Origin of the sequence: Phenylobacterium sp. (assembly GCF_046590535.1) — a bacterium.
In the GTDB taxonomy this organism is placed as follows: Bacteria; Pseudomonadota; Alphaproteobacteria; order Caulobacterales; family Caulobacteraceae; genus Phenylobacterium.
Map to the genome: position 1 here is coordinate 1 of NZ_JBKJTG010000148.1, position 10,798 is coordinate 10,798.

The window sequence follows — 10,798 nt, forward strand, 5'->3', positions numbered from 1 at the left end:
GGGGCTCGGACCTGCCCGGGCAGCCGACCCTTGGCCAGCTGGTGGCGCGGATCCTTAAGCTGGTCCCAGAGTTGCCGCGCCTTAGACTCTCCTCCATCGATGCCGCCGAGATCGATCCAGACTTGATGCGCTGCCTGGCCGAGGAACCCCGGCTGGCGCCCTACCTGCACCTGTCCTTGCAGGCCGGCGACGACATGATCCTCAAGCGCATGAAGCGCCGCCACAGCCGCGCCGCCGCCCTGAAGCTGGTCGCCGAGGTGCGCGCCGTCCGCCCCGACACCGCCTTCGGCGCCGACCTGATCGCGGGTTTCCCCACCGAGACCGAGGCCATGTTCCAGAACACCCTGGACCTGGTGGAAGAGGCGGGCCTTTCCTTCCTGCACGTCTTCCCGTTCAGCCCGCGCCCTGGCACGCCCGCCGCGCGGATGCCGCAGGCGCCCCGCGACGTGGTCAAGGCCCGCGCCGCGCGCCTGCGCGCCGCCGGCGACGCGGCGCTGGTGCGGCACCTTCAGCGGCAGGTAGGGCGCACCCTGTCGGCCCTGGTGGAGCGGCCGGGCCTGGCCCGCGCCGCCGATTTCACCGAGGTCGTCTTCACCGGCGAGGCGCCCGTGGGCGGCCTGATCGACCTGCGGGTCACGGCGCATGACAACAAGCGGGCGCTGGCGTCCGTGGAGATTCTGGAAGCGGCATGAGTTTCAGCGGAGGTTGCCAGTGCGGCGCGGTGCGGTTTCGCGCCGAGGCCCTAGGCCCGGCCAGCGTCTGCCACTGCCGGATGTGCCAGAAGGCGACGGGGGCTTCTACGGCCCGTTCGTCACCGTTAAGGCGGTCGACTTAACCTGGACCCGCGGCGCCCCGGCGCACTTCCAAAGCTCCAACAAGGTGAGCCGCGGGTTCTGCAACGCCTGCGGCACGCCGCTCACCTTCAAGCAGGTGGTGGGTCAGACAGGACTGGCCATCGGCGCCTTCGACGACCCCGCCGCCATCCCGCCAACGGGCCAGTTGGGCAGCCCGCGCCGCATGCCCTGGATCGACGACCTCGGCGACTTGCCGATGCGGGAGCCCGAGGAGCCAAAGATCGCGGCCTATCAGGCTGACCGGGTCTCCTACCAACACCCAGACCACGACACCTGACGAAAGCGTGACGGCCGAAATCGGATGCCGGCTTCGGCGCTGATCAGCAGGTCGCGCAGGGTCCCGCCGCCTACGCCGCCACCCTGCGGTCGCAGGTGACGGCGTGCAAACCTGCCGCTAGAAGCCCCCCATGACCGAACCGAAACGCGGCTGGCTCCAGCGGCTCACCGACGGCCTGTCGCGCTCGTCGAAGCAGCTGGGAGAGCAGATCACCACGGCCTTTGTGGCCAAGGAGCCGCTTACCCAGGCCAAGCTCGACGAACTGGAAGAGATGCTGATCGAGGCCGACCTCGGGCCGCAGTCGGCGGCCCGCATCACCCGGCGCTTCGCCGACGAAAAGTTCGGCAAGGACGTGGACGAGGCCGAAATCCGCGAGGCGCTTTCCGTCGCCATCGGCGATGAACTGGCCGCCCGCGCGGGCGCCTTCGAGCCGCTCGCGGGGCCCAGGCCCTACGTGGTGCTGTTCATCGGGGTGAACGGATCGGGCAAGACCACGACCTTGGGCAAGATCGCCGCCGACCTCACCGGGCGCGGCGCCAAGGTCCTGATCGTGGCCGGCGACACCTTCCGCGCCGCGGCCGTCGAACAGCTCGCGGTGTGGGCGGATCGGGCCCGGGCCGACTTTGTGTCGCGGCCCGCCGGATCCGACGCCGCGGGTCTGGCGTTCGATGCCCTGGAGCGGGCCAAGGCGGAAGGCTACGACGTGGTGTTGATCGACACAGCCGGCCGGCTGCAGAACAAGCAGGGGCTGATGGACGAACTGCACAAGATCATCCGGGTGATGAAGAAGCTCGATCCGGACGCGCCGCACGAGACGCTGCTGGTGCTGGACGCCACCGTCGGCCGCAACGCGCTGGCCCAGGAGAACATCTTCGGCAACCAGATCGGCGTCTCCGGCATCGTCATGACCAAACTCGACGGCACGGCCCGCGGCGGCGTCCTGGTGCCGGTCGCCCAGGCCTCGGACAGTCCGATCAAGCTGATCGGCGTGGGTGAGGGGATCGAGGACCTCCAGCCCTTCGACGCGCGGGCCTTCGCCCGGTCCCTGGTCGGCCTCACGGAGCTCTCGCGATGACTGACAAGATGCGGCCCTGGGTGCGCGGGGCGGTGGATTTCGGCGGGCCGCTGGCCTTCCTGGCGACCATGATCGCGACGCGGGATCCCATCAAGGCGACCGGCGCGCTGGTGGCGGGCTCGGTGCTGGCCCTGATCCTCGGCTTCGCGGTGGAGAAGCGGCTGGCGCCCATGCCTCTGGTGGCGGGTCTCGCGGCCCTGCTGTTCGGCGGGCTGACTCTGATCTTCAAGGATGAGCGGTTCATCATGATCAAACCCACGGTGGTGAACCTGGGCTTCGCCGCCTTCCTGCTGGGTGGCCTGGCGATGAAGAAGCATCCGCTCAAGGCGCTGCTGTCCGGGTCGTTGCACATGCCCGACCGCGCCTGGGTTTCGCTGACGGTTCGCTATGCCGCCTTCTTCGTGTTCAGCGCCGCGCTCAACGAGGCGGTGTGGCGCACCCAGAGCACCCTGGTGTGGGCCTGGTTCCGCTTCCCCGGCCTGATGCTGCTGACCATCGCCTTCACCGCCACCCAACTGCCGTTCCTGATGCGCTACGCCAAGGCGGAGGAGCTTCCGCCGCCGCCCACGGTTTAGGGTCCGGTCCCGGCGGTTTGCACCGCCCACTGACCTTCCGTCGTCGAACCGTCGCAAAACGATGGTATGTGCCGCCGCCAGACCAGCCCCCGGGAAGGCCGTCCTCCGATGTCCAAGAGCAAGACCTCGAGCAAGCTGGGCGTCGCCGCCCTGGACCGCTCGCCCAGCCACCTGCTGCATCGGGCGCTGCAACTGGCACTCGATCTCTACGCTGCTGAGTTCGGCCCCGCCGCCATCACCCAGCGCCAGTTCGCCGTCCTGGCCGCCGCCGCCGCCCACGAGGGCGCCACCCAGACCGACCTGGTGCGGATCACCGGCATCGATCGCTCGACGCTGGCCGACATGGCCGCGCGGATGATCGCCAAGGGGCTCCTGGCGCGCGAACGCTCCGCCAGTGACGGCCGCGCCAACGCCGTGCGCCTGACCGAAGCCGGCGCGGCTGCCCTCGCCGCGGCGAAGCCGAAGATGGCCGCCGCCGATGGCCGCCTCTTGAAGCATCTTTCCGGGGGCGGGCGTCGCGAGGCCTTTGTGGACCTGCTGCGCGACCTCATCCGCGCCGGCGAGGCCGCGGCCCAGCCGCCGCTCGCCAAGCCGGACAAGAAGAAGGCCAAGCTCGACAAGCCAGCGAAGGCCGAAGGCAAAAAGAAGAAAAAGAAGCCGAAGACAGCCGCCTAGGTGCGCTTATGTTTCGGATAGTGGATTGCTGCCGGCCGCAGGAACGGCGTGGTCAGCCGGTCGTAAGCGGTCTCCGGCAGTCCACGGGTCACGATGATGTCGAGCATCGTCGCTCCGTCGGCCTGGGCAGGCGGCGGCTCGCCGTAGAGCGCGCGCCACAGGGCCGCAGCCTCTCGGTAGATCTGTTCTTCTCGTGCAGTCATCGGAACGCCACGTCACACTCTCAACAGATGCAGAACCCGCAGGGCGCGGGCCTGTTCCGATGCCGGAAAGTTAATTGCGGCAGAGGCTTGGCGCAAAGCGGCGCCTGGGCGCCTAGACTCGTATGTCGAGCAGGGATCCGGGCCGCACTATCCTGGGTGGCGGCTCGGCGCCGGGCTGGGGAATTCGTTGCGGGCTCGGAGCCGCCGTGCTCACTGAGGCAGTGGGCGCCGCGCCCAGGGCCGCCTCGAAGAAGGCCCGCTGGGCTGCCAGCCGGGCGGGGTCAGGCCGCGCGGTCTGGGGCGCGGCGGGACTTGGCGGGAAGATCGGCGGACGAACAGCGGTCAAGGCGGAACTCGGGCGGCGACATGGTTAACGTGGGCGAACCAGTCCTAGCGGCGGGCGGCTCAACGCGGCGTTAACGCCAGGCCCGCCACCAGACGCTCGGCGTCTTTTGGCGTCAGCGGTCCTGTGTGCTTGGCCTGGACGACGCCGTCCTGCCCAACCAGGAAGGTCTCCGGCACCCCGGTCACCCCGAACTCCACTCCGGCGCGCCCATCGCGATCCACCAGGGCCTCGGCGAACGGGTCGCCCAGCCGGTCAAGGAAGCCCTGGGTGTTCTGCGGAGCGTCCTTGTAGGCGATGCCGACGATCCGCACCTGGCGGGCTTTCAGCGCCATCAGCACCGGGTGCTCGATCTCGCAGGGCGCGCACCACGAGGCGAAGAAATTGACCAGCACCGGCCCCTCCGCCGCCATCTCGCGCAACGGGACCGGGCGGCCCTGCTGCAGGTCGGGCAGGGAGAGGTTGGGCACGGGCTTGCCCACCATCGCCTGCGGCTGTACCTGCGGATTGCGCTTCAGGGCGTAGAAGCCGAACAGGGCGCCGAGCGCCAGCAGGACGACCAGCGGCAGGACAGCCAGCCAGCGGCTCATCGCCGTCCCAGGTCCTCGGCCCGGCGCTTCCAGCGCCGCGCGTGGTTCAGCGAAAAGCCGATCATGCCGGTGAACACCGCGGCGGTGACGCCGAAGGCCGGCCAGATATAGGCCGCGTAGGGGATGTCGAAGACGCTCATGCCCGCGCCACCCGCAGGGACGCCGACTCCGCCCGCCGGCGCCACACCTCACCGCGGATCCTGACCAGCCACAGCGACCCAAAGGCGGCGAGGTAGGCCAGGCTCATCAGTAGAAGCGGCGTCAAGAACACCGCGGGCATGGCCGGCCCGCCCTTGGCGAAGATCGAGGAGCCCTGGTGCAGGGAGTTCCACCACTCGACGCTGTAGTGGACGATCGGCAGGTTCACGAGGCCCACCAGGGCCAGAATCGCCGAGGCCCGCGCCGCCTTGGCCTCGTCGTCCAGGGAGGCCCTGAGCGCCATGTAGGCGATGTAGAACATGAACAGCACCAGCACCGAGGTCAGCCGGGCGTCCCATACCCACCATGCCCCCCACATGGGCCGGCCCCAGAGCGAGCCGGTCGCCAGGGCCAGGAAGGTGAAGGCCGCCCCCAGGGGCGCTGCGGCCTGGGCGGCGGCGTCGGCCAGGGCGTGGCGGAACACCAGCGCCAGGAAGCTCGCCACCCCCAGGCACAGGTAGGCGAACATGCTGATCTGGGCGGCGGGCACATGGATGAACATGATCCGCACGGTCATCCCCTGCTGGTAGTCCTCCGGCGCGGTGAACCCCAGCCACAGTCCGGCCAGCGCCAGGCCCGCGGCGATCACCCCGAACAATGGAGCGGCCCATCGCGAGAAGGCCATGAACCGTTCAGGGTTGGTCAGGAACGCGGGCGCCGGGATCATCTGCGAGGGGTAGCGCCAGGCAGGTCGCCCCGCAAGCGCCCGCCACGCCGCAATAAGCTTGACCGCCGGAATAGGACGGGCCCTACGTGAGAGCGCGATGGGGTAGGTTTTATGCGTACAGCTTTGGGTAGTGTCTCTAGGCGGCCTCACCAGCTTGCTGGGTATTTCCTGGCGGGCTACGGTTGTGCGGCATGTTAGCTCGACTATCAGCCAAACTGTCCGGGCGCCCCTCAAGCCCCTTCTTCGCCTCCTTGCGGGACTCCAGGCCCTTAGCGAAGCGCTATCTGATCGCCACCACCGGCCGCGCCGGCTCGCACTTTCTCTGCTCGCGGATCGCAGACCATGCGAATCTCGGCTTCCCGATGGAGTTCTTCAACGAGAGCTACATCAGCCAGTTCGAGGCGCTCTTCCCGAGCCCGAACCTCGCGGACTTCGAAGCCTATGTGGGCGCCAACTTCGCCTCGCCGGAGGGCGTGTTCGGCCTGAAGACCGACTGGTGGCGCTTCGGGGTGGCCAGGAACCTGGGCATCCTGCAGAGCCTGGTCAGCCCGCCGGACCTGGTGGCCTATCTCTACCGCGAGGACTTCGTGGCTCAGGCCGTCTCCCAGACCCTGGCCGTGGCCACCCAGATCTGGCACTCGCGCGACGTTTCCACCCACCCGATCGCCGATCTTCACGCCGCCCTGACCTATGAGGCCGCCGCCATCGAGGAGAACTGCCGCAGCATGCTCAATCAGGAGTACCTGTGGCTCCAGTTCATCGAGCAGAGCGGAGCGCCCAGTCTGCAGCTGGCTTACGAGGACATCAGCCGCGACCCCGACCCGGCGGTGGCGGCCATCGCCCAGATCCTGGGGGTGCCGCTTGACCGTGACCCGCCCCCCTCCGACGCGGTCACCCGCCAGGGGACGCCCACGGCGCAGCTCTGGGCCCAGCGGTTCCGTGAGGACCGCCCCGACTTCGTGGCCTTCTGGAGCGACTACCGCGGGCTGGTTGTCGCCGCCTGACCTGCCGCATGGAAGGCGAAGGCCGCGCCTGCCAGAACCCTGCGTGTACGCCGTGACATCGCCATCCTCCGGTCAGCTAAGGCTGGGCTGGCAGGGTCCTGGCGAATAAGGGCGAAAAGGCGCCCGCGGACGGGCGCCTCGCGTGAAGCTTTGGTAATGTCAGCGCGGCGGTGCGTTCTTCATCGGGCCGTGGCCGCCACGCATCATCTCGCCGTGGCCGCCGCCCCTGCCGGGGCGCATGGCGTCGAAAGCCCGCTGTTGGGTCGGGCTCAACGCCCCGTAGAAGCGCAGCGTGCCGGCGGCGTGCCGCTCGAAGCGGGCCTGCCGTTCCGCCATCCGCGCGCGCTGGCGCTCCAGGCGCTGGGGCGTGGTCATCATCTGGGCGGCCTGGCGAGCGCCCCGCATCTCGGGGTGCATGCCTTCGGGCCGGCCCAGGGTGTCGAGGTAGGCCCTGAGCGCCGGCTCCTGGTCGGGGCGAAGCTGCAGGGCGGCGCGCAGGTGCTCGGCGCGGCGTTCGGCGTGGGCGGCGGGATCGGGCCGTTCCATGCGGGGGCCGTCGCGCGGCGGCGCGGGCTGGGCGACGCTGGAGCCGGCGGCGGTGAGAGCCAGCAGGCTGGCGCAGGCGAATATGGCGAGTTTCATCTTAAGCTCCATGTCGCCCCCGGAGCCTTCAACGTGTGCGGCGAAGCTTTCCGTCGCGGGTCAGGAGAGCGCATTGCGGCAGGCCGCGGCCATGGCCAGGGGCCCCAGCGCCACCGCCGCGGCGGCGTAGGCGCAGAGCAGCGCTAACGCCGGGCGCCAGGGCAGGCCGGAGGCGAAGGCGTCCAGAGCCCCGCCCCCGAAGATCACCGGCGGCACGAACAGCGGCAGCACGATCACCGCGGTCAGCAGGCCGCCGCGCCGGGCGCCCAGGCTGAGCGCCGCGCCGATCCCACCGGTGAAGGCGAAGGCGAGCCCCCCCACCAGGGCGCAAGCCAGGATCAGCGGCGCCAATGCGGGGGCGGCGCCCAGGCCGATCGCCGCCACCGGCGCAGCCAGCGCCAGGGGCGCGCCGGCCGCCAGCCATTGACCCAGGCACTTGACCGCGCAGGTCAGCTCCAGCGGCACGGGCGACAGGGTCAGCAGATCGAGCGCCCCGTCCTCGTAGTCCCGCTCGAACAGCCGATCGAGCGACAACAGACTGGCCAGCGCCAACGCCACCCAGGCGGCCCCGGGCGCGATCGACGCCAGCCGCTGCGTCTCCGGCCCGATGGCCAGGGGCAGCAGGGTGGCGACGCCCACATAGAACCCGACGCTGACCAGCGGTCCGCCGCCGCGGCCCCAGGCCAGGGCCGTCTCCCGGGCCAGCAACGCCGAGAGCCGGCTCACGCCGCGATCTCCAGGCCCAGGGCCGCGATCGGGAGGGGATCGTGCACCGCCGCCAGGATCAGGCCGCCGCCGGCCAGGTGCTCGCCCATAATCGCGCCGAAGCGTTGGCGCCAGCCCGCGTCCAGCGGGCTCAGCGGCTCGTCCAGCAGCCACAGCGGCCGGGGCGCGGCGATCAGCCGGGCGAGCGCCAGCCTGCGCCGCTGCCCCGCCGACAGCCGGCGGATCTCCAGGTCCAGCAGGCCGGCCAGGTCGAACCGGCGCGCCGCAGTCTCCAGATAGACCTCCCCGCCCCCGCTCCAGCGGCTCCAGAAGTGCAGTTCCTCGCGCCCGGTGCGGGCCGGCTTCAGCCCATCTTGATGGCCGATGAAGTGCAGCCCCTCGGCGCGCGCGTCAGCGGGCTCGGCGGCGCCGAAGGCGATCTCGCCGGCCTCGGTGCGCACCAGTCCCGCCACAGCGCGAAGCAGGCTGGTCTTGCCCGCCCCGTTGGCCCCGGTCAGCGCGCAGGCCTGGCCCGCGGCCAGCTCCAGCGACAGCCCGGAAAATAACAGCCTCCCGCCCCGCCGCACGGCCAGGTCCCGCAACGCCAGGGCGCCGATCAACGGACGATCCGGCGTGCGGCGAAGCTTGACTGTGGCGCCGCATGGACGCGCCGGGCGCTCAAGGCTATGAAGCCCGCGGCCGCCGTCGCCTTCCGGGACGTACGCCGCGCGGGGACGGACGCTGTGTGTCCGGCTTCAAAAGCGCGCGATCCCTTGGGTGGACGTGAGGGGGCCAGGAACAGAGAGAGGATCTCCCAAATGGCGTCAATCGACAGCCTGAGAACCCGCCGCGAACTCGTGGTGGGTGACAAGACCTATGCTTACTACAGCCTTCGCGCCGCCGAGGAAGCGGGACTTTCCGGCGTCTCCAGGCTGCCCATTTCCATGAAGGTGCTGCTCGAGAACCTGCTGCGCAACGAGGATGGCCTGTCGGTGGGCCAGGACGATCTGCGCGCCGTCGCCGCCTGGGTGCAGAACAAGGGCTCCGTCGAGCACGAGATCAGCTTCCGCCCGGCCCGCGTGCTGATGCAGGACTTCACGGGTGTTCCCGCGGTGGTCGATCTGGCCGCCATGCGCGACGCCATGACCAGCCTGGGCGCCAACCCGGAGAAGATCAATCCGCTGACCCCCGTCGACCTGGTCATCGACCATTCGGTGATGGTCGACTACTTCGGCACCGCCAAGGCGTTCGGCGACAATGTCGATCGCGAGTACCAGCGCAACATGGAGCGTTATCGCTTCCTGCGCTGGGGCTCCTCGGCCTTCAACAATTTCCGCGTGGTGCCCCCCGGCACCGGTATCTGCCACCAGGTGAACCTGGAGTACCTGGCCCAGACCGTCTGGACCCTGGATGAGGACGGCGCCCCCACCGCCTATCCCGACACCGTGGTCGGCACCGACAGCCACACCACCATGGTCAATGGCCTGGCCGTACTGGGCTGGGGCGTCGGCGGCATCGAGGCCGAGGCGGCCATGCTGGGCCAGCCGATCCCGATGCTGATCCCCGAGGTCATCGGCTTCCGCCTGGACGGGGCCCTGCAGGAAGGCGCCACCGCCACCGACCTGGTGCTCACTGTCACCCAGATGCTGCGCAAGAAGGGCGTGGTCGGCAAGTTCGTGGAGTTCTACGGCCCCGGCCTGGCGAACCTGACCCTTGAGGACCAGGCGACCATCGCCAACATGGCCCCGGAGTATGGCGCCACCTGCGGCTTCTTCCCGGTGACCCAATCCACCATCGACTACCTCACCGCCACCGGCCGCGACCCGGCCCGGATCGCCCTGGTGGAAGCCTATTCCAGGGAACAGGGCATCTGGCGCGAGCCCACCGATCCGGACCCAGTGTTCACCGACACCCTGGAGCTCGACCTGGCCGGCGTGCTGCCGTCCCTGGCCGGGCCCAAGCGTCCGCAGGACCGGGTGCTGCTGAACAGCGCCGCCACCGAGTTCATGACCGCGCTCACCGGCGACTTCGGCAAGGCCGATGATGCGGCCACGCGGATCAAGGTCGAGGGCGAGACCTTCGATGTGGGCCACGGCGACGTGGTCATCGCGGCGATCACCTCGTGCACCAACACGTCCAACCCCAGCGTCATGATCGCCGCTGGCCTGGTGGCCAAGAAGGCGGTGGAGAAGGGCCTTAAGGTGAAGCCCTGGGTGAAGACCTCGCTGGCGCCAGGCTCCCAGGTGGTAACCGACTACTTGAAGGCCGCTGGCCTGACCAAGCACCTGGACGCGCTTGGCTTCAACCTGGTGGGCTACGGCTGCACCACCTGCATCGGCAACTCCGGGCCCCTGCCAGAACCGATCTCCGACGCGGTGCAGAAGGGCGATCTGGTGGCCGTCAGCGTGCTCTCCGGCAACCGCAACTTCGAGGGCCGGGTGAACCCCGACGTGCGCGCCAACTATCTGGCCTCGCCGCCCCTGGTGGTGGCCTATGCCCTGGCGGGCTCCATGCAGATCGACGTGGCCACCGCCTCCCTGGGCGACGGCAAGGACGGTAAGCCGGTCTATCTGAAGGACATTTGGCCGACCTCGGCCGAGGTCGCCGCCCTGCAGCGCAAGCACGTCACCAACAAGATGTTCGCCACCCGTTACGCCGACGTCTTCAAGGGCGACAAGGCCTGGCAAGGCATCAAGGTGGCCGGCGGCCAGACCTACGCCTGGGACACGGGCTCCACCTATGTGCAGAACCCGCCCTACTTCCAGGACATGCAGATGGAGCCCAAGGCGGTGACCGACATCGTCGAGGCCCGCGTCCTGGGCGTGTTCGGCGATTCCATCACCACCGACCACATCTCGCCGGCCGGCTCCATCAAGGCCACCTCGCCGGCCGGGGTCTATCTGCGTGAACGCCAGGTTCCCACCACGGAGTTCAACCAGTACGGCGCCCGCCGCGGAAACCACGAGATCATGATGCGCGGCACCTTCGCC

At 69.7% G+C, this 10,798-nt stretch carries 14 protein-coding genes; 7 read left to right on the forward strand and 7 right to left on the reverse strand.

What is annotated here, in order from left to right:
• From ACLL81_RS08920 to ACLL81_RS08940, 5 genes are all read left to right on the forward strand, one after another.
• On the forward strand, positions 1-692 hold a 692-nt coding region (locus ACLL81_RS08920; RefSeq protein WP_411287990.1), incomplete at its 5' end, for a radical SAM protein.
• Between the two features lie 82 nt (positions 693-774).
• A complete protein-coding gene (locus ACLL81_RS08925; protein ID WP_411287991.1) occupies positions 775-1,131 on the forward strand; it encodes a GFA family protein in 357 nt (118 codons plus the stop codon).
• 130 nt (positions 1,132-1,261) lie between these two features.
• Complete coding sequence (gene ftsY, locus ACLL81_RS08930; protein WP_411287992.1) at positions 1,262-2,206, forward strand: signal recognition particle-docking protein FtsY; 945 nt, start codon at positions 1,262-1,264, stop codon at positions 2,204-2,206.
• On the forward strand, positions 2,203-2,781 hold the full coding sequence (locus ACLL81_RS08935; RefSeq protein WP_411287993.1) for an inner membrane-spanning protein YciB: 579 nt from the start codon (positions 2,203-2,205) through the stop codon (positions 2,779-2,781). Before ftsY ends, ACLL81_RS08935 begins: the two co-directional genes overlap by 4 nt.
• A 108-nt stretch (positions 2,782-2,889) precedes the next feature.
• Entirely contained in the window at positions 2,890-3,456 is a 567-nt protein-coding gene (locus ACLL81_RS08940) for a MarR family winged helix-turn-helix transcriptional regulator (RefSeq protein ID WP_411287994.1), read from the forward strand.
• Here ACLL81_RS08940 and ACLL81_RS08945 read toward each other — a convergent pair.
• The 4 genes from ACLL81_RS08945 to ccmC form a co-directional block, all read right to left on the reverse strand.
• Positions 3,453-3,659 carry a hypothetical protein gene (locus ACLL81_RS08945; protein ID WP_411287995.1) on the reverse strand — a complete coding sequence of 69 codons (207 nt, stop codon included), beginning with the start codon at positions 3,657-3,659 and terminating at the stop codon, positions 3,453-3,455. The genes ACLL81_RS08940 and ACLL81_RS08945 overlap by 4 nt on opposite strands.
• Positions 3,660-4,064: 405 nt before the next feature.
• On the reverse strand, positions 4,065-4,592 hold the full coding sequence (locus tag ACLL81_RS08950; RefSeq protein WP_411287996.1) for a DsbE family thiol:disulfide interchange protein: 528 nt from the start codon (positions 4,590-4,592) through the stop codon (positions 4,065-4,067).
• Positions 4,589-4,732 (reverse strand): heme exporter protein CcmD, encoded by a 144-nt coding sequence (gene ccmD / locus ACLL81_RS08955; RefSeq protein ID WP_411287997.1) that lies wholly within the window; start codon positions 4,730-4,732, stop codon positions 4,589-4,591. Before ccmD ends, ACLL81_RS08950 begins: the two co-directional genes overlap by 4 nt.
• Positions 4,729-5,457, reverse strand: a complete 729-nt coding sequence (gene ccmC / locus ACLL81_RS08960) for a heme ABC transporter permease CcmC (RefSeq protein WP_411287998.1) — start codon at positions 5,455-5,457, stop codon at positions 4,729-4,731. Before ccmC ends, ccmD begins: the two co-directional genes overlap by 4 nt.
• A 191-nt stretch (positions 5,458-5,648) precedes the next feature.
• Between ccmC and ACLL81_RS08965 the strand changes: the two genes are divergently transcribed.
• A complete protein-coding gene (locus ACLL81_RS08965) occupies positions 5,649-6,461 on the forward strand; it encodes a Stf0 family sulfotransferase (protein ID WP_411287999.1) in 813 nt (270 codons plus the stop codon).
• Positions 6,462-6,620: 159 nt separating this feature from the next.
• Here the strand turns inward: ACLL81_RS08965 and ACLL81_RS08970 are convergent, their stop codons facing one another.
• Genes ACLL81_RS08970 through ccmA form a run of 3 tightly spaced genes read right to left on the reverse strand, consistent with a single transcriptional unit; the run spans position 6,621 to position 8,428 of the window.
• Positions 6,621-7,103 carry a Spy/CpxP family protein refolding chaperone gene (locus ACLL81_RS08970; RefSeq protein ID WP_411288000.1) on the reverse strand — a complete coding sequence of 161 codons (483 nt, stop codon included), beginning with the start codon at positions 7,101-7,103 and terminating at the stop codon, positions 6,621-6,623.
• 60 nt (positions 7,104-7,163) lie between these two features.
• Complete coding sequence (ccmB, locus tag ACLL81_RS08975; protein ID WP_411288001.1) at positions 7,164-7,829, reverse strand: heme exporter protein CcmB; 666 nt, start codon at positions 7,827-7,829, stop codon at positions 7,164-7,166.
• Positions 7,826-8,428: a heme ABC exporter ATP-binding protein CcmA gene (gene ccmA / locus ACLL81_RS08980; protein WP_411288002.1), complete on the reverse strand. Its 603-nt coding sequence runs from the start codon at positions 8,426-8,428 to the stop codon at positions 7,826-7,828. The genes ccmB and ccmA overlap by 4 nt, the downstream gene beginning before the upstream one ends.
• A 198-nt stretch (positions 8,429-8,626) precedes the next feature.
• Between ccmA and acnA the strand changes: the two genes are divergently transcribed.
• Positions 8,627-10,798: aconitate hydratase AcnA (gene acnA, locus ACLL81_RS08985; RefSeq protein WP_411288003.1), on the forward strand; the 2,172-nt coding region annotated here is incomplete at its 3' end.